This is a genomic window from Anaerococcus faecalis (genome assembly GCF_013371425.1).
Taxonomy (GTDB): domain Bacteria; phylum Bacillota; class Clostridia; order Tissierellales; family Peptoniphilaceae; genus Anaerococcus; species Anaerococcus porci.
In genome coordinates, this window is record NZ_JABVBA010000002.1 from 162132 (window position 1) to 186690 (window position 24559).

Genomic DNA, 24559 nt, shown 5'->3' on the forward strand with positions numbered 1-24559 from the left:
GTAAAAATTGAAAAAAACAAGAAAAGTGTATGTAGGAGATGTTGCCATAGGCGGAGGATCTCCTATTTCTATTCAATCAATGACAACAAAAAAAACTAAGAATATTGATGAGATTGTAGAACAAATCAATGCGTTTGAAAAAGCAGGATGTGATATATCAAGATCTGCTGTAAATTCTATAGAAGATGCTAAGGCGATAGGTGAGATTAAAAAAAGAACTAACCTACCTTTCGTAGCAGATATTCAATTTGATTATAAACTTGCTATAGCTGCAGTTGAAAATGGATGTGATTGTCTTAGGATTAATCCTGGGAATATAGGTGGCTCTGACAAAGTTAAAATCCTTGTAGAAAAGTGTAAGGATAAAAATATACCAATAAGAATAGGTGTAAATTCAGGGTCTGTTCATAAGGATATGATTGAAAAATACCATGGTGTAAATGTTGACTCATTAGTATATTCTGCACTTGAAGAAATTAAAACATTAGAAGATTTAGACTTTTACGATATTGTTATTTCAATAAAATCATCCGATGTAAATACAATGATTGATGTTAATAGAAAAATATCAAAACTTTGTGACTATCCGCTTCATCTTGGAGTTACAGAAGCAGGACCACTTTACCAAGCCCTAGTTAAATCATCTGTAGGAATAGGTTCTTTATTAAAAGATGGAATAGGAGATACTATAAGAGTGTCTATAACAGGTGATCCTTTAGAAGAATTAAAGGCCGCCAAAACTATACTTAAATCTTTAGGTTTAAGGCGTGATGGAGTAGATCTTGTATCCTGTCCTACATGTTCAAGAACCACAGTAGATTTAGACACTATAGTAAAAGAAGCTGAACAAAGATTAGAAAGTCTTAAACTTAATCTTAAGGTGGCTATAATGGGATGTCCTGTAAATGGGCCTGGAGAGTCAAAAGAAGCTGATTATGGTATTGCTTGTGCAAATGGATATGGTTTTTTATTTAAAAAGGGAATAACACTTAAAAAAGTGAAGCAAGAAGAAATAGTAGATACACTTATAGAAGAAATATTGAAAGATAATAAAGATGAAAATTAGCCTAAATTCTTTAATACAAAGTAAGACTGACCATTATATAGAAAAAGCTACTTATTCTAAAAAATTAAATAAGCTTAAGCTTACTATTGTTGGTGCAAGTGATGAAAATATAAAAGAAAAACTTGAAAATTATTTTTCTTATACTAATCTTTCTTTAAACTTTGTAGAAACTAAAGCTAAAAAAGACATAAGTGAATCTATAGATGAATTTTATGAAAACCAACCCCTACCAGCTTATATTGATAATGGTTTAGATGATGATATCTATGATATGGAAAGATTTGATGAAAAAAACCAGGATAATAAAAATAAAGATTCAAAAGAACTTTCAATAAAAGTTGAACCTAAAAAGGATGAAAGCTCTGAAACGAGTTTAAGAGATAGAAAAAAAATAGAACTCGAGTATATGATTCAAAATGCAAGGGCTCAAAGGACAGAAAAAAAGGAAGAGAAAAATTCATTCGATAAACTAAAATATGGCAGAAATATAAAATCTGAATTATTTAAGATCGAAGACATATATGATAAAAAAGGAATTAATCTTTCTTTAAAGGGAGAAGTGTATGACATAGACATTTTTGAATCAAAAAGAGGCAATTTTATCTATTCATTTGACCTTGAAGATGAAAGTGATGCAATAGCTTGTAAAATGTTTGTAAATCCAAAAAATAAGGCAAAACTTGATAAGCTAAAGGATAGTGTTTACGTTCAAGTTGAAGGCGTACTAAACTATGACAACTACGCTCATGAAGATGTTTTTACTGTAAATTCTATGATTGAAGATACTAAAAAACTAAGACTTGATACTTATCCTAAAAAAAGAGTAGAGCTAGAAATTCATACAAAAATGACAAACTTAGATGGTTTTGTAGATATGGATCAGCTAGCTTCAAGACTTAAATCTTGGGGGCATGAGGCTTGTGGTATAACTGATACTGAAACCCTCCAAGCTTTGCCAGATATGTATGGTAAACTTAAGAAAAATAATATTAAAATGCTTGCAGGAAGCGAGCTATTACTCGTAGATAGAGATTTAAGAATTCTTACAAACAATCACAAAAAGGATATTTCCAATATTTTTGATATAAAAGATGCTGATTTTGTAGTGTTTGACCTTGAAACTACAGGACTATTTAGGTATTCTGATAAGATTACAGAAATAGGTGCTGTGAGAATTTCTAATGGAGAGATTGTAGAAGTTTTCAATGAGCTAGTTAATCCGGAAAGAATTATTCCTGATAAGGTAGTAGAGCTTACAGGTATAAAAAATGAAATGGTAATGGACAAGCCAAAAATTGATGAGGTTCTACCGAAATTTTTGGAATTTTCTAAAGATGCAATTCTTGTTGGGCAAAATGCTGATTTTGATATAGGTTTTATAAGAGAATCTTGTGAAAATTTAGGCTATGAATTTAAGCCTGTATATATGGATACTCTTCCTATGGCAAGGGCAGTATTTCCTGATATGGGAAGATTCTCCCTTGATAAGCTTGCTAAAAAGCTAGGACTTAGTGCCTTCAACCATCATAGGGCAAGTGATGATGCTTTAGCAACAGCCAAAGTCTTCATTAAACTTTTTAAAAAAATGAAAGACCTTGATCCAGAAATTAAAATTTTTAATATAAATAAATTTAAAACAGACTGGTTAATTGCAAGACATGAGGATTTTTCTTCTATAATTTTTGCAAAAAATTATACTGGACTTAAAAATTTATATAAGATAATTTCTGAATCTAGGATGAAGTATTTTTATAGGGAGGCAAAGACACCCTTTGATATTGTAAAAGAAAATAGAGAGGGTCTAATTCTTGGTTCTGGAGGAAAGGATGGTCTCTTATTTAAGGCTATAAGAGATAATTATGATGAAGAAATAATTGATGAAATTTGTGAGTTTTTCGACTTCTTCCAAATTGAAGCTATGGGAGTTTTTGCTGATGATTTAGAAAAAGGAGAAATAAGAAATAAAGAGCAGATTATAGATATTAATAAAAAGATAATTATGCTTGGTGAAAAACATAATAAGCTTGTAGTTGCAACAGGTTCTGTAAGGTATATGGATAAGAAAGATTATGTACTTAGAAATATTCTTCATAAGGGTCAATTTTTTCATTATGAGGAGAAAAATCCACTTTACTATCTTAAAACAACTGATGAAATGTTGGATGAGTTCTCATATCTTGATGATAAAATAAGGTCTGAGGTTGTAATTGACAATACTATAAAAATATCAGAATTAATTGATGATATAATGCCAATTCCTCATGAAACTTTTCCTCCAAAAATAGAAGGATCTGATAAAAAGCTGAGAGATACTACTTATCAGAAAGCTTACTCTATATATGGAAATCCACTTCCTGAAATTGTGAAAACAAGGCTTGATAAGGAACTAGATTCGATAATTTCAAATGGATATGCAGTTTTATATATAATTGCAAAAGAGCTTGTGGAAAAGTCTAATAAAGATGGGTATTTAGTAGGATCTAGGGGTTCTGTAGGTTCATCATTTGCAGCTACCATGGCAAATATTACTGAAGTAAATCCATTAGCACCACATTATATTTGTCCAAAATGCAAGCACTCTGAGTTTATAACAGATGGATCTATTGGAGCTGGAATTGACCTTCCAGATAAAAAATGCCCAGAGTGTGGTGCAGATATGTTAAAAGATGGCCATGATATACCGTTTGAAGTTTTCTTAGGTTTTGAAGGGGATAAGGAACCTGATATAGACTTAAACTTCGCTGGAGAATATCAACCAACTATTCACAAATACACTGAAGAACTCTTTGGAGAAGGTAAGGTATTTAGGGCTGGGACTATAGGTACCATAAAAGATAACACAGCCTTTGGTTATATTAAAAAACATATGGAAGATAAGAATATCAGTCTTTCAAATGCACAAATAAGAAAATATCAAAGAGGACTTTTTGATGTAAAAAGAACAACAGGTCAACATCCAGGTGGACTTATGATAGTTCCAAATGACAAGGACATATATGACTTTTCACCTGTTCAATATCCGGCTGATGATGGAAGTGATGATATAAAAACAACTCATTTCACATATAATATGATGCATGGAGTTATATTAAAGCTTGACCTATTAGGTCATGATGTACCAACAATTATTAGAAGTCTTCAAGACTTAACAAATACAGATCCACTAAAAATTAAGATGGATGATGAAAATGTAATGAACATCTTCTCGTCAACAAAACCTTTAAATATAGTCCATGATTTTTCAAACAATGAAATTGGAACATTGGGTATACCTGAATTTGGCACAGGTTTTGTAAGAAGCATGCTTAAAGATACTTTTCCAACCAAATTCTCAGAAATGACAAGAATATCAGGTTTATCCCATGGTACAGATGTATGGCTAAATAATGCTCAAGATTTGGTTAAGTCAAATAAAGCTGATTTTAGTCAAATCATTTCAACCCGTGATGACATCATGAATTCACTAATTAATTTAGGACTTGATAAGAAAAAATCATTTCAAATAATGGAAAAAGTTAGAAAAGGGAAACCATTAAGTGATGAAATCTTAGCATATATGAGAGATAATAATGTTCCAGAATGGTATATTGAGTCTTGCCTTAAGATAAAGTATCTATTTCCTAAGGCCCATGCAGTAGCATATTGTTTGATGAGTTATAGGATTGCCTACTATAAGGTATATTATCCAAAAGCCTTTTATGCAACTTATTTTACTACTAAACTTAATGACTTCCAATATTCAGTAATAATAAAAGGACTTAAGTCAATTCAATATGCTCTTAATGAAATAAATGAGCTTGAAAAACCAACACAAAGGGAGAAGAATCTAAGGAGCTTATTAGAGGTTGCAGAGGAGATGGCTGCAAGAGATATAAAAATAAAAAAAGCAGACCTATATAAGTCTGAAGCTTGTAAATTTATCTTGGATGAAGATGGAGAAATTCTACCACCACTTTCTGCGATTGATGATGTATCAGAGGCAATGGCCAAAGATATAGTAGAAGAAAGAGATAAATCTAAGTTTATTTCAATAGAGGATTTAAATAAAAGAACCTCTCTAAATAAAAATGCCTTAAATTCACTTAAAAATCTAGATATAGTTGACGGAATCCAAGAAGAAAATCAAATGTCTTTATTTGATTTATAATAAAATGGAGAATACCTAAAAGGTATCTCCATTTTTCCTTTGGATTTTTTTAATAGTCTTTTTAATTAATATAGATGCTTTTGTACTTAGCATAGATGGTGATTCCAAAATAGCAAAGTCATTAAAAAAGATATCTTTGGCATTTTTAATAAAGTTAACATTATTTTTTTGCCTAAATGATATTAGAGATGTCCTATAACCACGAGTCCTTAATTCGTTTATTTCTTTCTTTACAAGTTTTAAAGCTTCATCTTTCTCATAAGAAATATTTCTTCTTAGTCCCTTTTTATATATAGGTTTTAAATCAGATGGGTTTAAATCGCTCATAAAAATACTTATTCTATTTGAAACTTTCTTATCCATAGATCTGTAAGCCTTAAAGGCTGTACTATCCCTATTAAATCCTCTTCCGTGATAGGAAAATACCTTATTACTATCTAAAGACTCATCAAAATCTTTAAGAATGTTTATTATAGTATAATAATCATAGGAAAGATATGAAATAATTCTTATTTTTATATTTGATAATTCTAGACTTTTAGCGAGTATATAAGCTGATATAGCTATATCATTTTCCATGCCAATCATTGATGCTGAAGAATCAAGAATAAGATCAACTGAAAGAGAGTTTATTCTTTTATAGTCTTTTCTTTCAAAGATATCTCCATTATTTAAAATTGCTCTATAATAAAGCTTTGGATTAAGCCTACCAATTTTTGATATATAACTATCATCATATCTTATATTATTGTTTATTTTTCTAAAGCTCTTACTTAATTTTCTTATTTCAAAATCATATTGGGATTTTTTAGAATAGTATTTTTCCTTATTTTTGGCTATTGCCTTCTCTAACATATTCCTACTTTCTTTATCTTTAATCTCTTCTTTAACGGACTTAGTAAACCGCAATCTTTCAAGTTTATCTTCATCTTTACAAATATCTTGCTCAAGAATACTTAGTTTTTTATAATCTATAATTGACTTGCCAAATAATTTTTCAATTTCATCTTTCTTTTTTTCTCTTTTTTTAAATTTATAAAATGATAAGGGATTTTTAATATTATAATCCAGATTGACATATGAAGGATTAATTGCCCTTTCAAAAGAATGAGGAGTTTTATAATTGAAATGCTCTCTAAAGAATCCAAGTCTAATCTTTTTTGCCTTAATATCATTATCAAAATCAAAGTATTTTTCATATATACTTTTAAATTGATTTTTTAAAGATTCTTCATCATTAATACTATAAAGATCTTCTAAAAGGTTAAGCTCACTTTTTTTAAGTCCCTTAAATTCTTTATTCAAAATATTGGCCATATGCTTTGATGTAAGTAGATAGACTTTTATATTCCTATATGAAAGAGTTCTTCTATTAAGATCGTTCTTATTAGAAAAAAAATCTCTAGCATAGTTATTTCTTAAGTTTTGAATGTTTATTCTTTTAGTATGGTTAAAAATATAATTTTCAAGACCAAGCCAGCTTAAACTATCATATCTATCTTGATACTTTGATTCTTTCCATGTGTTAAATAACTGCTCTATATTGTCTTTTCCAAATACCTTATAGGATAGACCAATAATCATATTAAAATAAAAACTTGGATTAGAACTTATATCATTGCCTACAAATATAGGATCAATAGAATAGTCCTCTGCCATATCCCATATAAGATTATAAATTCTTTTCCTATTAGCGTTTTTAAAGTCATTCATTAAAAACATCCTTATAGTATGTTCTATCCTTAAATCTTGTCATAATTAGATCCTCTATAAGTTTTTTTTCAAATTCATCAAAACTTTTATTAACTACGGTGAGTTTAAGTGCATTTTTAAGGTTCAAGCCTTCTTTTATTAGGTCAAAACTATCAAATAATGATCTCAAGTCAGGACTTACAGTTAAAAGCTCCCCATTTTCAACTTTAAGCCTTAGGTCAAAGAAAAAGGATGTAAAGTTATCTATATATTCATCTTTCATATTTTTATATTGACTTTTAATTAATAATTTCAAGTCATCTTTTTTTATTATAGGCATTTGAATTATGACAAATCTAGATAAAAGAGCTTCATTTAAATCTCTAGTTCCCTCATAATCGTAGTTCATTGTAGCTATAAATCTTGTGGCAGGATGAAGCTTGAGATTTTCATATCCAGGAATCTCTAGCATTCTCCTGTAGTCAAGAATTTCATGAAGAACGGCGATTGCTTCATTTTTTGCCATATTTATCTCATCTAAAACACCGAATCCTCCATATTTAGCAGCTTTATAAATCGGACCAGGTCTAAATATGATTTTTCCATTTTTTAGAGTATCACCACCAATAAGGTCATATGCATCAATATTTATATGAAAGGAAGAAGTCCATAAGGGTCTATTAAAAAGATAAGCTAAGTTTTCAGCAAGTACATTTTTGCCTGTTGACTTATCTCCAACTAATAGGAGGTTTTTCCCGGCAAGAATTGAACTTATAGCTTCTTTATAAACTTCTTCACATACATAAGGAAATTTTGCTTTCTTAATTAGGTCTTTGACACTAGGGTCTATATCGTAACTATCTCTAAATATTTCAATTTTATTTTCTAATTCTTCATTAATCATTTCTACCACCTAAGGATATTATACTTAAATAGATTAACATTTAAATTGAAAATGTTATGCTTAGTAGTATAATAAAAATAGAAAAAGAGTGGACAAATCCACTCTTTTAATATGTAAAGGGGAAGGTTATGGATTTAATAAGTAGATTAAAAGAAAATTTAGAAACAGATATTAATAATCTTGGCTATGAGCTTGTAGATTGTGAGTTTGTTAGTGAAGGTAAAAACAAAATATTAAGATTTTTCATATATAAGGAAGGCGGAGTTACAATTGATGATTGTGAGAAAGTATCTAACTTCTTAAATGAAAAATTAGACGAATTAGACCTTATAAAATCCTTCTATTATCTAGAAGTATCTTCTCCTGATCTTTCAAGACCCCTAAAGACTGATAGAGACCTTGAAAGAAATAAAGATGAGCTTTTAAATCTTAAGCTTAAAAATGGGGATGTTATTCTTTGCCATATCAAAGAAATCAAGGATGATTATTTGTTATTAGACAAAGAAGGAGAAGATTTTAAAATTGCTAAAAGTGATATCAAAACTATCAAAATAGAGATAGTATTCTAGGGGGAAAGATGAATAAAGAATTTATATTAGCCTTAGAGGAAATAAAAAAAACCAAGAATGTTGATAAGAAGATAATTCTTGAAGCATTAGAAAAGGCCTTGGTTAAGTCTTACCAAAAAAACTATGATAACAATGAGAATGTTGATGTAAATATAGATGAAGAAACTGGTGAGATTGAAGTATATTCTCTAAGAGATGTAGTTGAAGAAGTAAGTAACCCTTATGCAGAAATCACTTCGACAAAGGCTAAAGAGATTGACTCAAAGCTTAAAGTTGGAGATGTATGTAGGGTTAAAATTGCACCTAAAAATTTTGGAAGGGTTGCAGCACAAACAGCTAGAAATATTGTTATACAAAAAATTAGAGATGCCCAAAGAGATTCTGTTTACAGTGAATATCTAGATAGGGCCAATGATATTATAACAGGAATAGTTCAAAGACAAGATAAGTATAATGTATATATAAATCTTGATAAAATTGAAGGAATTATCCCTACAAAAGAGCAAGTTGATAGTGAAGTATATACACCTAATCAAAGAATCAAGGTTTTAATTAAGGATGTTAAAAATACAACAAAAGAACCTCAAATAATTCTCTCAAGAAGAGATAAAAACTTGGTTGAAAGATTATTTGAATTGGAAGTTCCGGAAATAACCAATGGTATAATTGAAATTTATGCCATAGATAGGGAAGCTGGTTCTCGTACAAAGATTGCTGTATATTCAAATGATCCTGAAATAGACTCTATTGGAGCATGTATAGGGTATAAGGGAAGTCGTGTAAATTCTATAGTAGAAGAATTACAAGGTGAGAAGATAGATATAATAAATTATGACAAGGATATAAAAGTTTATATAAAAAATGCCCTATCTCCAGCAGAAATTATAGATGTCCATATAAATGAGAAGAAAAAACAATCTTTAGTCATAGTAAGAGAAGATCAACTTTCATTAGCCATAGGTAAAGAAGGTCAAAATGCAAGACTTGCTGCAAGGCTTACAGGTTGGAAGATAGATATAAAAAGTGAAGCAGAATATAAGTCATTAAGCCAAGCAGAAATAGATGACATACTTGGCCTAAATGAAGAAGAAGTAGAAGAAAATGAGTCTGAAATAGTAGAAGATAGTAGTAAAAATCTTGACGATGAAACTGCTACAAAAGATATATTAGAAAATGATTCAAACTTAAAAGAATTAGAAGAGATTTCTAAAGATAATAAATTAGAAGATTTTGAAGTGTCTGATAAGGATGATCCAGATGATGATTTACTTAATATAGAAAAAGAAGATTTAGAATCCTTATCAGATGATCTAGATTCACTATTGGATGATTCAAACGATTATTTATAGATTTATTAAACTAATATGGTGAGATAATGAAACAAAGAAAAATACCACAAAGAAAATGCATAATTTGTGGAGAAAACAAAGATAAAAATGAACTTATAAGAATAGTTAAAAACAAAGAAGAAGGAATAATACTTGATCCTACTGGAAAGAAAAATGGTAGGGGTGCCTATATATGTAAGGATGAAAATTGTATAAATGAGGCAAAAAAGAAGAGAAAATTAGAAAAAGTTTTTAAAACTGAAATTAGTGATAATCTTTATGAGGAGATAATTGCTATGAAATAAAAGAGGTGATTATATGGCTAAGAAGCTTAGAATATATGAATTAGCAAAAAAATACGATGTAACTACTAAGAAAATGTTAAGTTTGTTAAATGATGAATTTGGACTTGATATAAAATCACACATGTCTATGTTATCAGGGGATGACTTAGCAATAGTTGAGGAATATTTTAAGGAAGAAGAAGATGAAGAGGAAGAAGTTATAGAAAATACAAAAGAAGAAAAAAAGAAAAAAGATAAGTCTCAAAACAAAGACAAGACATTTAATAAAAACAAAAAGAAAAAGAAAAATAAAAAGCAAAATAAAAGGTCAAAAAAGTCAACAAAAAGACAGGCAAAAGAAGACAATAATAATGATGATGGAATAATTCAAATACCAGAGTCAATATCAGTAAAGGCTTTTGCTGATAAAATAAATGAAAATGCTAACCAAGTAATAATGAAACTTATGGGACTTGGTGTAATGGCAGGTCTTAATGACCAAATAGAATTTGACCAAGCAGAACTTATTGCACTTGAATTTAACAAAGAAATCTCAAAAGAAGAAAAATTAGATGAAATTGAGATGCAAGAAAAAGATCTTGACTTTGAAGATAATGAAGAAGACTTAGTAACTCGTCCTCCAGTAGTTTCAGTAATGGGTCACGTAGACCATGGTAAAACATCAATCCTTGATGCTATAAGAAATACACAATTTGCATCAGGAGAAGCAGGTGGAATAACCCAACATATAGGTGCATCAACTGTAAATATCAATGATAAGGAAATTGTATTTTTAGATACACCAGGCCACGAAGCCTTTACTCAAATGAGAATGAGAGGGGCTCAATCAACAGATATAGCAATCCTTGTTGTAGCTGGTGATGATGGGGTAATGCCACAAACAATAGAGGCTATAAACCATGCTAAAGCTGCTGAAATTCCAATAATAGTTGCAATTAATAAAATGGATAAGGAAGAATCAGATTCTAATAGAGTAAAACAAGAGCTTACAGAATATGGTCTTATTTCAGAAGATTGGGGTGGAGATACTATTATGGTAGAAGTATCTGCAAAAACAGGTGATGGAATAAAAGACTTACTTGAGATGGTACTTCTTGTTGCTGAAATGAGAGAGCTTAAGGCAAATCCAAATAGGGATGCTGTAGGTATAATAATAGAAGCCCAACTTGATAAGGCAAGAGGAGCTATAGCAACAGTCCTTGTACAAAAAGGAACACTCCATGATAAAGACTACGTAGTAACAGGATCTTCATCAGGAAGAATAAGAGCTATGTTTAACTCAAAAGGAGAGACTATATCTGAAGCAGGTCCATCAACACCAGTTCAAATCTTAGGTTTATCTGATGTTGCTGAAGCAGGAGATAAGATATTTGCTGTAGAAGATGAAAAAACAGCAAGAGCCTATGCTGATCGTGCTAAAGAGCAAAAAAGAGAAGAAAGACTTATCCAAAAATCAAACACTAATCTTGAAGATATGTATGAAGGTATTGAAGAAGGTGAGCTAAAAGAACTTAATATCATAGTTAAAACAGATGTTAAGGGTACTGTAGACGCAGTAAGTTCTTCATTCGCTAAGCTATCAAATGAAGAAGTATTTGTAAATGTAATTGCAGGAGCAGTAGGTGGTATTACAGAGTCAGATGTCCTACTAGCTCAAGCTTCAAACGCTATAATCATAGGATTTAATGTACGTCCAACCCAAGGTGCTTTACAAATGGCTGAAGAAAATAATATTGAAATAAGAACATATTCAATAATCTATGAAGCTATAGAAGATGTAGAAAAGGCCCTTAAGGGTATGCTTGATCCTGAATTTGAAGAAAAAGTTCTGGGACGTGCCAAAGTTCAACAAACATTTAAAGTTCCAAATGCAGGAACCATAGCAGGTGTTCTAGTAACAAATGGTTCTATACCAAGAAGAGCAAAGATAAGATTATTAAGAGATAATGTAGTAATCTTTGACGGAAATATAGAATCTATGAAAAGATTCAAAGATGATGCAAAAGAGCTCAATAATGGCTATGAGGGTGGTATAGGTCTTGAAAAGTTCAATGACGTTAAAGAAGGCGATGAATTAGAAGCCTATGAAATGATAGAAAAAGAAAGAGATTTATAATGGATAAGAGAAGAAGTTTGAAAATATCTTCACAAATGCAAAAGGAATTATCAAAAATACTTGCAGAAGATATAAATGACCCTAGGCTATCAGAAAATGTCATAGTATCCATTACTGAAGTTGAAGTTACAAATGACCTTTCATTTGCTGATATTTATGTATCAGTATTAGGAGATGAGAGTAAAAAAGAATCAGTAATAGAGGCATTCGAAGATGCAAAAGGATTTATCAAAAGACTTATAGGTGAAAGAATGAGACTTAGGTCTATGCCTGAATTTAGGTTTAAATATGACAATTCTATAGAGCGTGGTGTCTATATGGATAAACTAATTGCAGAAACAATTGCAAAGGATGAGAAAAATGCCGGAAATAGAGAAGATTAGCAAAAGTCAACTTGATAAATTTAAAAAATTAATTGATGAGGCTAAGACTATTGCAATATCTGCCCATATAAATCCAGATGGGGATGCGCTAGGTGCATCCCTTTCTCTTAGGAAATCTTTAGAAAAATATGGGAAATTTGCTGAAGTTATACAAATCAGTGAAGTAGATAATTACCTAAAATTTTTTCCTGATTTAAGTCAATATAAAAAACCAAGCTTAGACGAATATGATTTATTTATAATAGTAGATTGTTCAGAATTTGATAGGATAGATAAGGCAATAGAAATATGCGAAAAATCAAAGAACACTATAGTAATTGACCATCATAAAGGTGGAAAGATAGATACAGACTTAAATATAATTTACTCAGATTCTCCAGCCACATGTGAGTTAGTTTATGAAATAATTAAAAGACTCAAACTTCCTATAGATAATGAAATAGCAACACTTCTCTATATAGGTCTGGTAACAGATACTGGAAGATTTTTATACTCAAATATAAGCGAATTAACTTTTCTTACAGCAGCTGAACTTATAAATGAAGGTGCAGACTATGAGTATGTTTATAAAAATCTCTATCAAAATAAGGAAATTTCTAAATTAAGATTTGAAAATCATATCCTTTCTAAAGTTGAATTCAACAAACCATATGCCCTAGTTGGGGTAAGTAAGAAAATGTGTGAAGACTTTTCGATGCAAATGGGAGATAGTGAATCAGTTGTAAATATGCTTAGAGATTTAAAAGGAATTGAAGTGGCCTGTCTTATAAAAGAGTATGATGATGGTGAATATAAGATTTCTTTAAGAAGCAAAGAATGGCTAGATGTATCCAAAATTGCAAGAGATAATAATGGAGGAGGACACATTAGAGCGGCTGGCTTTTCACTTTATGAAAAAAATATGGAAGATTCCTTAGATACTATGAGAAAAATCTTAAAAGAGGCCATAGATGACTAATGGAATTCTTTTAATAGATAAGGAAAGTGGGATATCATCTGCAAAGTGTGTCTATATGTTAAGAAAAAAATTATCTATAAAAAAAATAGGTCATGCAGGCACACTTGATCCCCTAGCAACAGGACTATTACCTCTTCTAATAGGTAAAGCGACAAGAGTTTCAAACTTTTTGATGGATGAAGTAAAAGTTTATGAGACTCTTGCCTTTTTTGGCGAAAAAACAGATAGCCAAGATAAAACTGGTAAAATAATTGCTAAATCATCTAATTTATTTAGCAAAAAAGACTTAGAAATGACAATTCAAGGCAAATTTATAGGAGATATTGAACAAATACCTCCCATGTATTCTGCCCTAAAATATAATGGTCGCAAATTATATGAGCTTGCACGAGAAGGAAAGAATGTAGAAAGGAAAAAAAGAAATATAAAAATCTATGATTTTGAAATCCTTTCATTTGACTTTCCTTTTGCAAGATTTAAGATTACTTGTTCAAAAGGCACTTATATAAGAACACTTGTAAATGATTTGGGAGAGGAATTAAAAACTTTTGCCAATGTACATGAGTTAAGACGAATAAAAGTGGGAGATTTTCACATAAAAGATTCTATAAAAAGCGAAAATTTAGAAAATATTCCTATGGTTAAGATAAAAGAAAAAATAATTCCAATAGATAAGGCCTTATTAAATATGGACAAAATAATTCTAGATAAATCAAATTTAAAAAAATCTATAAATGGTATGACAATAAAACTAGCCAATAAAAATGATATAGAAAATATCAGGGTATATGTGGAAGATGAATTTATAGGAATAGGAAAGATTTCAAATAATGCATTGAAACTAAAGAGGGTATTTTATGAAGGATAATATTAAAGTATTTGACCTAGACAATAATCAAATTGAACTTAGTCCTAAGGCTGTAAGTTTGGGAAATTTTGATGGAGTTCATAGAGGACACCAAAAACTTATGAAAGAAAATATAAAAATATCCAGAAATTTCGGACTTACTCCGTCTGTCCTATTGTTTAAAGAAAATACCAAGAATATATTAAATGGAGAAAAAGAATATCTGACAAGCCTTGACGACAAAATAGAAATATTAAATGATATGGGAATAGAATGTTTCTGTTTTTTAGAATTTTCAGAAGAATTTAAAAATTTAAGTCCCAGAGAATTTATCAAAGAAATCTTATATGAAAAACTAAATACCAAGTATGTCATAGTTGGGGATAATTATCGCTTTGGGAAAATGGCCAAAGGAAATATAAATACATTAAAATCATATGAAGAGGACTTTGGCTATAAGACAAAGGTGGTAGATTTTGAGCTTGATAATGGAAGAATTATAAACTCAACAGATATAAGAAAAATGGTAAAAGATGGGGAAATAAAAAAAGCAAACTTTGATTTGGGACATCCATTTAAGATAAAGGGAAAAGTTGTAAAGGGAGCCCAAAGAGGAAGATTATTGAATTTTCCTACAGCAAATCTTATGCTAAACTTCAACTATATAAAAGCTAAATCTGGAGTATACTTTACAAGAGTAAGAATAGATAAGGAAAGCTACTTTGCCCTAACAGATATAGGAACCAATCCAACCTTTGGTCCAAATGATATAAAAATTGAAACCTATATATTGGATTTTTCCAAAGATATATATGGTAAAAATATGACCGTAGAATTTCTAGAATACTTTAGGCCTGACTATAAATTTAAAAATGCAGAAGAGCTAATCGAACAAATGAAAAAAGATAAAACTAGAGGATACAATTTAATAGATAAATATAGAAAAGGGTAGTTTATAACTGCTCTTTTTTATTTAATTTAGAAACATTTTTAGTTTGACAATATATATAATGTATACATAATTAAGTTTGTGAAAGGAGAAAACTTATGAAAATTCTAAGAAAATAGCTGTGGCATCTTTATCATTTATATTGGTTTTACCTACATTTACTAGTTTAGCAAATAGTTCAAATGTAGCGGTAACTGGATCTAATACTATAAAATTAGATGAAAAAACCGAAAATGAAGAATTAAAATCAGATATAAATCATATAGAATACAAATCAGAAAAAAATTCAGACCATAAGATTAATAAGAAAGAAGAAAAATCTCAAGAAAATAAAAATGCTCAATCATCTCGTGAAATTGATGATATTTATCAAAAAGCAATAAAAGACTACACAAAATCTAACTTAATTCCTGTTGTTTTAAATATGCATAAAAGTTTTGTAGAAGATAGATCTGAGTATTATATATCAAAAGAATTTGACGATAAGCTAACCAAAAAAGCTAACAAATTGAAAAAATTAATTAAAGAAAATAATATTGATATAAATGATAAAGAATCATTAGTTATGGCTAGTGATGATATAATAAAGGTTGCTAGAGAACTAAATTATATGTTTAGAACTGGAAAAGAAGACTTTCCTTCAAAAATATTTCACGGCTTGAGCCTAAGTGGTAATGGTAAGAATAATAATTTAGATGGTAGCAAAAAAGACACAGGTAAAGAAGAAACAGGAAAAGAAAATTTAGGCTAGAAACCGGGAACAGAAGAACCAGGTGAGAAACCAGAAAATAAAACAAGCAAAGAAATAAAATCTATAAGAAAATTAAATAATAATGAAGTATCAAATCCAAAAACTGGTGTTTCTAGTCTTTCAAGTATTCTTGGACTAATTGCAACATCAAGTATTGTCTTATTTAAATCTAAGAGAAATAGATAAGTTTTAAAATAATCTATAAATAAAAATGCACTAAACTGAAAAACAGTAGGTGCATTTTTATTGTAGATAAAAACTAGAAAGAATTTATTCTAGTTTGTTATGAAATTATAATAGTATATACTCATGTAGATATTAGGATTAACCTATTGATTTTCCAGCTTTAGGACCAGAGTCTAGAGTATAGATTTTTTCTATATTTATTATTATAGTTGCAGCCTTTGGTTTTACACCAACAGTTTTTTCTGCAAGAGCTATATGTTCATCATCTGTATAAGATTCGGCTCTTCCTTCAAATCTATATCCATGATTATTGTCTCTATCAACATAACAGATAATAATTTTACCATTATCCTTGATATTAGCATGATGTCTACCACCAGTATTTTCACAGTAGATAAATTTGCCATCTTCAAGTATTCTCATGGTTCTTTTAGGTCCAATGTTAGGAAGTCCATTATTATCAACCGTTGCTATATAGGCAAGTTGTTTTGAGATTAATTCTTTCATATCATCAGTAAATTTCATTACATACTCCTTACTCGTTATTTGATAATTAAATTCATTATCAATTCTATTTTATAATAATTTCAAAAAAATTACTAGTATTTTTTTAAAAAAGTTGAATTTTTTAAGTTAAAAACATCTTTGCAAAATAAAATATATTTGGTATAATATCAAAGATACCTTAACTATGGATTAAGTTTCCTCGAACTGTTTCATGGTTTGGGCGTATTGAAATTTAGGAGGATAGATATATGTTAAACAAAGAAGAAAAAACACAAATAATAAAAGATTTCCAAAAAGATGAAAAAGACACAGGTTCACCAGAGGTACAAATTGCTATTCTTACAAAAAGAATCAAAGATCTTACAGAACACTTAAAGGCTAATAAGAAAGACCACTCTTCAAGAAGAGGACTTTTCAAAATGATTAGACGTAGAAAAGGTCTTTTAACATATCTTATGAATAATGATATTGATAGATATCGTCAAATCATTGAAAAACTTGGATTAAGAAAATAGTTAAATATGGCGGGATTTTCCCGCTTTTTTTGTAGTTAGGAGAAAATATGGAAAAAACTTATGAATATAAGTCACAATATGGATCAGATTTTTCTATAAAAATCGGAAAGCTTGCTGAGCAAACTAATGGAGAATGTATAATAAGACGTGGTGATACAATCCTCTTAGTTACTGCTGTTGCAAGTGATAAGCCAAGGGAGGGAATTGACTTTTTCCCATTAATTTGTGACTATCAAGAAAAACTTTATGCTGTAGGAAAGATACCAGGTGGATTTATTAAAAGAGAAGGCAAGGCTACTGATGATGCGGTTTTGATTTCTCGTCAAATGGATAGACCTCTTAGGCCACTATTTCCTGAAAACTTCTATAACGATGTACAAGTTATAGCAACACCATTTTCAGTTGATGAAGATAACGAACCAGATTGTATGACTACAATTGGTGCCTCAATTGCTTTGGGAATATCTGATATCCCATTCTTTGGGCCAGTTGCTGCAGTTAATGTTGGATATGTAGATGGTGAATTTGTTGTAAACCCAAATATGGATCAAAGAGAAAAAACTTCTTTAAATCTTACAGTAGCAGGTACCGCAGATGCTATCAACATGGTAGAAGCTGGAGCAAATGAACTTTCAGAAGAAGAAATGCTCGAAGCTATGATGATAGCTCACGAAGAAATAAAATCAATGTGTGCCTTTATCCAAACTATTATAGATGATATTGGTAAAGAAAAGATGGAAGTTGAAAAAGAAGTTGAAACTGAACTTCAAAGAAAAATTAAAGATAAATATACAGAAGAAATCAAAAACTCTATAAGAACAACTGATAAGGTTAAAAGAGAAGATGATATATTTAAAATAGAAGAAGCTTGCAAAGAAGACTTCTTAGAAGAATATCCAGAAAGTGAAGATGAGATTCACAAGACTGTAGATTCTATCATGAAAAAAGAAGTTAGAAGAATGATTTCTATTGATAAGATTAGGCCCGATGGACGCAAGATGACAGAAATCAGACCACTTTCTGCAGAAGTAGGTCTTCTACCTCGTGCCCATGGTTCAGGTTTATTTAAACGTGGACAAACTCAAGTATTATCAGTTCTTACTCTTGGTTCGCCTGGAGAAGAACAAGTTATTGACTCTATGAATAGACAAGAGGTAACAAAAAGATATATACACCAATATAATTTTCCACCATTTTGTGTAGGAGATATAAGACCTCTAAGAGGTCCAGGAAGACGTGAAATAGGTCATGGACGTTTAGCAGAAAGAGCTTTAATACCTGTCTTGCCGGATCAAAGTGATTTTCCTTATACTATTAGGGTTGTAAGTGAAGTGCTCTCATCAAATGGTTCATCATCACAAGCTTCAATTTGTGGTTCAACACTTGCCTTAATGGATGCAGGTGTACCAATTAAGAAACCTGTGGCAGGTATTGCTATGGGACTTATAAAAGAAGATGATTCTATATCAATTCTAACAGATATACAGGGATTGGAAGATCATCTAGGCGATATGGACTTTAAGGTAGCAGGGACTAAAGATGGTATAACAGCTCTTCAAATGGATATGAAGATTGCAGGAATCAATAGAGAAGTTTTAAAAGATGCTTTATATGATGCCAAACAAGCAAGATTTAAAATCCTTGATGTTATTACAGGAGCAATAGAAAAGCCAAGAGATGATCTTTCAAAGTATGCACCAAGAATTTTTTCCATAGACATAGATCCAGAAAAAGTTAGGGATGTAATTGGTTCTGGTGGAAAGACTATCAACAAAATAATTGATGCAACAGGAGTTAAGATAGAAACTGAAGATGATGGTCATATAACCGTTGCATCAAATGATGGTGATAGTGGAAAAAAAGCTATAGAGATGATTAAGTCAATAGTAACAAATCCTAAAGCAGGAGATATTTATGAAGGTGAGGTTAAAAGAATTATGAACTTCGGTGCCTTTGTAGAAATTGCTATAGGTAAAGAAGGACTTTTACACATATCTCAAATCGATACAAAGAGGACTGATAAGGTTGAAGATGTTTTATCAGTTGGAGATAAGATAAGAGTTAAGGTTACAGATATTGATAGACAAGGTAGGATTAATCTTTCAAGAAAGGCCCTACTAATAGAAGAAAAAGAAAAATCTAATAAAGAAGATTAATAAATATACTAACTACAAAGATATTAAAGGAAGGCCCTTTGTGGCCTTGTCTTAAATATTTGTAGAGAACTTGAAGCTGCCTAATGGCAGTTTATTTATTTTTCTTGTTGTTATATAATCTAAAGAGAGGTATATATGGCAAATACTAATAGCAATAGGAAAAGAAAAAAAACTAAATATAATAATGGTAAAAAAGAAAAGAATTTTAATAAGAAATCATTTTCAGTTTTTATGATGTTCTTATCTTTTGTTTGCTTCATTTTCCTACTTCTACCAAATACAGGAAGTTTAGGAGATTTTATTACATATAATAGTTTTATGGCCTTTGGACTTATTTCATACTTGGTTCCTATTTCAATATTTGTAAGTTTCTTATATGCTTTTTTGGACAAATATATTAAAAATATTAAGATGTTTTTAATATCCTATATTCTTATGCTTTTTACTGGTATAATTTTATCTTTAAAATATCTATCAAGCTCTTTGGATATTTCACTTAGAAATACAGAAAAAATGATAAAAACTAGTGGAGGTTTAATAGGTACAAGGATAGGTTATCACTTAGAAAGTTTTATAGGTGTAGTTGGAATAATCTTATTTTATTTAATTCTTTGGCTTATATTATTAAAAAATATTAGTGGACTATCTTATAAGGATTATTTTATCAAGATAAAAGATAAGATTATTATAATTATAAGTTTTACAAGTAATAAATTTAAGAAAGTATACAATAAAATCAAAACAATTATAAGAGAGAAAAAACTTCAGAAAATAAAAAATGTAAAATTTAAGCAAAATGTAAGAGATTTTGATAAAGATAAGCTTATAATTAATTCAAAAAAATCAAATAAAAAAGAAAATTCAGATGAGAATAAAAAAGACATAGAAAACAAAAAAAATGATGATTTTGACAAGGTTTTTGAAACCGCAAAGATAAATTCATATAAGTCGAAACAAGTTGATTTTTCGGATTTTGATGAAACTTATAAACAAGAATATAGCATAAATTATAAGTATCCTTCGATTGATCTTTTAGATGATAGGAATGATTCAAGTGAAGAAGATAGAGAAGATATAAAAGATAAGGCCCAAAGAATAGAGGAATGTCTTGATTCATTTGGTATAAAGAGTAAGATTGTTCAAATAAATATAGGACCTACTGTAACTTGTTTTGAATTAAAGCCACAAAGAGGGGTCAAAGTATCAAAGATATTAAATCTTTCTGATGACCTTTCCTTAGCTCTTGCAACAAGTGATATAAGAATAGAAGCGCCGATTCCTGGGAAAAGTCATGTTGGAATTGAAGTTCCAAACTCACAAAAAGAGGTTGTAGGCCTTAAGGAAATGATAGCAAGTGATGAGTTTATTAAAAATGATAGACAACTTCCATTTGTCTTGGGTAAATCTATATCAGGAAGACCAATGGTTTCTGCTATTGAAAAAATGCCTCATCTTTTAGTGTCAGGAGCAACAGGCTCTGGTAAGAGTGTTTGTATAAATACAATAATCATGTCAATTCTTTACAAGCATTCTCCAGACGAGGTAAAACTTTTACTTATAGATCCGAAGATAGTAGAGCTATCCATATATAACGGTATACCACACCTTATAATGCCAGTAATAACTGATCCTAAAAAGGCTTCATCATCTCTATTTTGGGCGATAAGGGAGATGGAGAGAAGATATAAATTATTTGAAGAAAATCATGTAAGAGATATATCATCATATAGAGCATATCAAGAAATGGATGAAAAAATCGAAAAACTTCCATATGTTGTGATAATAATAGATGAGTTATCTGACCTTATGATGACAGCGGCAGGTGAGGTTGAAGATTATATAACAAGACTTGCTCAAAAGTCTAGGGCATGTGGTATACATTTAATAATAGCTACACAAAGGCCTACTGTTGATGTAATAACAGGTACTATTAAGGCAAATATTCCATCAAGGATTGCCTTTGCTGTTACAAGTCAAATTGATTCAAGAACAATTCTTGATATGAGTGGAGCTGAAACTTTACTTGGTAAAGGAGATATGTTATTCTCCCCATCTGATGCAATGAAACCTATGAGAATTCAAGGTGCTTTTGTTTCAGATTCTGAGGTTTTAAGGGTGGTTAATTATATAAAAGAGTCCAGAGAAAATGAATATGATCAAAAGGCTATAGAAACAGTAGAGGAAAAGACCAAGGTAGTTGAAAATGAAGATGAAGATGAACTAATTGATGAAGCTATTGAGATAATTATTAGTGAAAATACTGCATCAGTTTCACTTTTACAAAGAAAGCTTAAGATAGGTTATGCTAGAGCTGGAAGAATAATTGACCAGCTTGAAAATAGAGGAGTTATAGGAGGCTATGAAGGAAGTAAACCTAGAAAAGTTTTGGTAGATGAATCTTATTTAAAAGGAGAATGATATGAATATAGCTAATAAAGTTACAACAGTAAGAATGTTTATGGTTCCAATATTTGTGGTATTATATTTAATTTTTGGTAAAATGTATAATATAGCTGCAATAATTTATGCTATAGCAGCTCTTACAGACGCTCTAGATGGACATCTTGCAAGAAGTAGAAATCTAGTTACGACATTTGGTAAGTTTATGGATCCACTTGTAGATAAAATTTTAACTATGGCAGGTTTTATTCTATTAACTTCATCAAATATAGTTCCTAACTGGGCAGTTATTTTAATTATATCAAGAGAGTTAATAATCACAGGGCTAAGAACACTTGCAGCAAGCAATAATATTACAATAGCAGCAAGTAAAGGTGGAAAGGTTAAAACTCTAAGTCAATGTATTTCTACTGTTTTACTTTTATTAAACAATAACACACTAAATTCTATTGGACTAGTAATATTTTATCTAGCTGTAATTCTTACAGTTTATTCAGGCATAGATTATTTAGTTAAAAATAAAAAAGTACTCAACTTAGATGATATGTAAAGGATGTGAAAAATATGGCTAACGATAAAGAGAAAGCTTTAAGTCAGGCATTTAAAAATATTGAGAAAAAATATGGTAAGGGTGCAATCATGAAAATGGGCGAAGCACCTAAGATTGATGTATCTGTAATACCAACTGGGGCAATAAACCTTGATATGGCTCTTGGGGTTGGAGGACTTCCAAGAGGAAGAGTTGTGGAAATATTTGGACCTGAATCATCAGGTAAGACAACTCTTACCCTTCATTGTATAGCAGAAGACCAAAAGCTAGGAAATACTTGCGCTTTTATAGACGCAGAGCATGCCCTAGATGCTGAATATGCAAAAAGATTAGGGGTTAATATAGACGAACTTATCCTATCTCAACCAGATACAGGAGAACAAGCTCTAGATATAACAGAATCTTTAGTAAGGTCTGCAGCAGTAGACTTAGTTGTAATAGATTCAGTTGCAGCCTTGGTTCCTAGGGCTGAAATTGAAGGAGAAATGGGAGATAGCCACATGGGTCTTCAAGCAAGACTTATGAGTCAGGCTTTAAGAAGACTTACTGGTGTCATTTCAAAATCTAACACAACTGTAATATTTATAAACCAACTTAGGGAAAAGATTGGTGTTATGTTTGGTAATCCAGAAACAACAACAGGTGGTAGAGCTCTTAAATTTTACTCATCAGTAAGACTTGATATAAGAAGAATAAAAACAATCCAACAAGGTGACCAAATGATTGGTAATAGAACCCGCGTTAAAGTTGTTAAAAATAAAGTGGCTCCTCCATTTAAGGTAGTAGAATTTGATATTATGTATGGAACTGGTATATCAAAATCTGGAGTTATTTTAGATGCTGCAGCAGATAAGGATATAGTAGAAAAGGCTGGTAGCTGGTATTCTTATAAGGGAGAGAAGCTTGGTCAAGGTAGGGAAAATGTTAAAGAACTACTAGAGAAAAATGAAGAGCTTTTATCTCAAATAGAACAAGAACTTAGAAATTCTATAAATCCTAGTAAAAAGGACAAAATAGAAGAAGATAAAAAAGAAGATACACAAGAAGAGCTAGACATAGAAGAATAAAAGAAAGCTGTTGCAATTAATATTTTGCGACAGCTTTTTTAGTCAAATAAGGAAAGTTGGGTATGGTTATTTTTTGAAAGATTTGACAAGGAAATACCAAGAAGCCTGAATTTTTCGTTTGAAATAAGTTTTTCTAACAAATCTTTAGAAATAGAAGCTATATCCTCTTTTTTATATATAGGAACTTCTTGAGTATGAGATCTGGTATGAGTTTTAAAATATTCTGTTTTAATTTTAAGATTTAAAGTATAAGCTTTAATATCCCTATCATTCATATCAGATTCAAGTATTTTAGCGATTTCATCTATATAAGAATGAAGAATTCTCAAATCCAGGGTATTTTCCTTGAAAGTGAACTCTCTTCCTATAGATTTTCTTTTAGATGATATTTCTACTTTCCTATTGTCTTCTCCTCTTATAACGTGGTATACATAAGAGCCTTGTTTTCCAAAAAGATTTTTTAAAAATTCTTCATCTAATGATAAAAGGTCTTCTATTTTGTGAATTCCTATATTTCTAAGCTTCTTAGTTGACTTTCTTCCAAGGCCATGAACTTTACTTATATCCAAATCTTTAAGTATATGAGGAATATCAGAGGAGTTAATTTCTTTAATGCCTAGGGGTTTATTCCAATCACTTGATATTTTAGCTAAAAATTTATTATAGGATATACCAATAGAAACACCTATTCCGGTTTTTTCCATTACCTCTTTTTGAATTCTTTTGGCTTTATTAATTCTGTTTTCTTTATCTTCAACTAAGAGATAAGCTTCATCTATAGAGACTTGTTCTTTTATTTTGGCATATTTTTCTATAATATCAAAAACCTCTATTGATTTTTCCTTATAATATTTTTTGTCGACACCAACTATTACTAGATTAGGGCAGAGTTTTTTGGCTATAAAAACTGGCATAGCAGAGTGAATACCATACTCTCTGGCCTTGTAATTTGCTGTAGTAATGATTGATTTATTAGAAAGTCCACCAACAGCCATAGGATGATTTTTAAGTTTGGGATATCTAAGTTCTTCACAAGAAGCATAGAAGGCATCGCAGTCTATATGTAATATATTATTCATTTTATCACCACAAACATTATACTCGTTTTTTAAACTTTTAAGATAAGTATTTCCTTTATGGACTAAAGCGGTATTTATTTGTTA

General features: G+C 30.2%; 20 protein-coding genes. 16 read left to right on the forward strand and 4 right to left on the reverse strand.

Going from position 1 to position 24559, the window contains the following annotated elements:
• Positions 1 to 7 precede the first annotated feature (7 nt).
• Together ispG and HV819_RS02935 are read left to right on the forward strand one after the other, a co-directional pair.
• Positions 8 to 1066 carry a flavodoxin-dependent (E)-4-hydroxy-3-methylbut-2-enyl-diphosphate synthase gene (gene ispG / locus HV819_RS02930; RefSeq protein ID WP_176269453.1) on the forward strand — a complete coding sequence of 353 codons (1059 nt, stop codon included), beginning with the start codon at positions 8 to 10 and terminating at the stop codon, positions 1064 to 1066.
• A complete protein-coding gene (locus HV819_RS02935) occupies positions 1056 to 5213 on the forward strand; it encodes a PolC-type DNA polymerase III (protein ID WP_176269454.1) in 4158 nt (1385 codons plus the stop codon). Before ispG ends, HV819_RS02935 begins: the two co-directional genes overlap by 11 nt.
• A 15-nt stretch (positions 5214 to 5228) precedes the next feature.
• Here HV819_RS02935 and HV819_RS02940 read toward each other — a convergent pair whose 3' ends face one another.
• Together HV819_RS02940 and HV819_RS02945 are read right to left on the reverse strand one after the other, a co-directional pair.
• Positions 5229 to 6926 carry a hypothetical protein gene (locus HV819_RS02940; protein WP_176269455.1) on the reverse strand — a complete coding sequence of 566 codons (1698 nt, stop codon included), beginning with the start codon at positions 6924 to 6926 and terminating at the stop codon, positions 5229 to 5231.
• A complete protein-coding gene (locus HV819_RS02945) occupies positions 6919 to 7809 on the reverse strand; it encodes an ATP-binding protein (RefSeq protein WP_176269456.1) in 891 nt (296 codons plus the stop codon). Before HV819_RS02945 ends, HV819_RS02940 begins: the two co-directional genes overlap by 8 nt.
• A gap of 128 nt (positions 7810 to 7937) precedes the next feature.
• Between HV819_RS02945 and HV819_RS02950 the strand changes: the two genes are divergently transcribed.
• From HV819_RS02950 to HV819_RS02990, 9 genes are all read left to right on the forward strand, one after another.
• Complete coding sequence (locus tag HV819_RS02950; protein ID WP_176269457.1) at positions 7938 to 8378, forward strand: ribosome maturation factor RimP; 441 nt, start codon at positions 7938 to 7940, stop codon at positions 8376 to 8378.
• Positions 8379 to 8386: 8 nt separating this feature from the next.
• Positions 8387 to 9727 (forward strand): transcription termination factor NusA, encoded by a 1341-nt coding sequence (gene nusA, locus HV819_RS02955; RefSeq protein ID WP_176269458.1) that lies wholly within the window; start codon positions 8387 to 8389, stop codon positions 9725 to 9727.
• Between the two features lie 26 nt (positions 9728 to 9753).
• Positions 9754 to 10011: an RNase P modulator RnpM gene (gene rnpM / locus HV819_RS02960; RefSeq protein WP_176269459.1), complete on the forward strand. Its 258-nt coding sequence runs from the start codon at positions 9754 to 9756 to the stop codon at positions 10009 to 10011.
• A 13-nt stretch (positions 10012 to 10024) separates the two neighbouring features.
• Entirely contained in the window at positions 10025 to 12127 is a 2103-nt protein-coding gene (gene infB / locus HV819_RS02965) for a translation initiation factor IF-2 (protein WP_176269460.1), read from the forward strand.
• Positions 12127 to 12510 carry a 30S ribosome-binding factor RbfA gene (gene rbfA / locus HV819_RS02970; RefSeq protein WP_176269461.1) on the forward strand — a complete coding sequence of 128 codons (384 nt, stop codon included), beginning with the start codon at positions 12127 to 12129 and terminating at the stop codon, positions 12508 to 12510. Before infB ends, rbfA begins: the two co-directional genes overlap by 1 nt.
• Positions 12488 to 13468, forward strand: coding sequence for a DHH family phosphoesterase (locus tag HV819_RS02975; protein WP_176269462.1), 981 nt, complete (start codon positions 12488 to 12490; stop codon positions 13466 to 13468). The genes rbfA and HV819_RS02975 overlap by 23 nt, the downstream gene beginning before the upstream one ends.
• On the forward strand, positions 13461 to 14336 hold the full coding sequence (truB, locus tag HV819_RS02980) for a tRNA pseudouridine(55) synthase TruB (protein ID WP_176269463.1): 876 nt from the start codon (positions 13461 to 13463) through the stop codon (positions 14334 to 14336). The genes HV819_RS02975 and truB overlap by 8 nt, the downstream gene beginning before the upstream one ends.
• Positions 14326 to 15267 (forward strand): bifunctional riboflavin kinase/FAD synthetase, encoded by a 942-nt coding sequence (locus HV819_RS02985; protein ID WP_176269464.1) that lies wholly within the window; start codon positions 14326 to 14328, stop codon positions 15265 to 15267. The genes truB and HV819_RS02985 overlap by 11 nt, the downstream gene beginning before the upstream one ends.
• A 118-nt stretch (positions 15268 to 15385) precedes the next feature.
• Positions 15386 to 16015 carry a hypothetical protein gene (locus HV819_RS02990; protein WP_176269465.1) on the forward strand — a complete coding sequence of 210 codons (630 nt, stop codon included), beginning with the start codon at positions 15386 to 15388 and terminating at the stop codon, positions 16013 to 16015.
• A 324-nt stretch (positions 16016 to 16339) separates the two neighbouring features.
• Here the strand turns inward: HV819_RS02990 and HV819_RS02995 are convergent, their stop codons facing one another.
• Positions 16340 to 16726 (reverse strand): pyridoxamine 5'-phosphate oxidase family protein, encoded by a 387-nt coding sequence (locus HV819_RS02995; protein WP_176269466.1) that lies wholly within the window; start codon positions 16724 to 16726, stop codon positions 16340 to 16342.
• Positions 16727 to 16956: 230 nt separating this feature from the next.
• Between HV819_RS02995 and rpsO the strand changes: the two genes are divergently transcribed.
• From rpsO to recA, 5 genes are all read left to right on the forward strand, one after another.
• Positions 16957 to 17223 carry a 30S ribosomal protein S15 gene (gene rpsO, locus HV819_RS03000; RefSeq protein ID WP_154539169.1) on the forward strand — a complete coding sequence of 89 codons (267 nt, stop codon included), beginning with the start codon at positions 16957 to 16959 and terminating at the stop codon, positions 17221 to 17223.
• Between the two features lie 47 nt (positions 17224 to 17270).
• Positions 17271 to 19379, forward strand: a complete 2109-nt coding sequence (locus HV819_RS03005) for a polyribonucleotide nucleotidyltransferase (RefSeq protein ID WP_176269467.1) — start codon at positions 17271 to 17273, stop codon at positions 19377 to 19379.
• A gap of 135 nt (positions 19380 to 19514) precedes the next feature.
• Complete coding sequence (locus tag HV819_RS03010; protein WP_176269468.1) at positions 19515 to 21797, forward strand: FtsK/SpoIIIE family DNA translocase; 2283 nt, start codon at positions 19515 to 19517, stop codon at positions 21795 to 21797.
• Position 21798: 1 nt separating this feature from the next.
• Positions 21799 to 22329 carry a CDP-diacylglycerol--glycerol-3-phosphate 3-phosphatidyltransferase gene (gene pgsA / locus HV819_RS03015; protein ID WP_176269469.1) on the forward strand — a complete coding sequence of 177 codons (531 nt, stop codon included), beginning with the start codon at positions 21799 to 21801 and terminating at the stop codon, positions 22327 to 22329.
• A 14-nt stretch (positions 22330 to 22343) separates the two neighbouring features.
• Positions 22344 to 23396 carry a recombinase RecA gene (recA, locus tag HV819_RS03020; protein ID WP_154539161.1) on the forward strand — a complete coding sequence of 351 codons (1053 nt, stop codon included), beginning with the start codon at positions 22344 to 22346 and terminating at the stop codon, positions 23394 to 23396.
• A gap of 38 nt (positions 23397 to 23434) precedes the next feature.
• Here recA and HV819_RS03025 read toward each other — a convergent pair whose 3' ends face one another.
• On the reverse strand, positions 23435 to 24475 hold the full coding sequence (locus HV819_RS03025; protein ID WP_176269470.1) for a DNA polymerase IV: 1041 nt from the start codon (positions 24473 to 24475) through the stop codon (positions 23435 to 23437).
• Between the last annotated feature and the right edge of the window lie 84 nt (positions 24476 to 24559).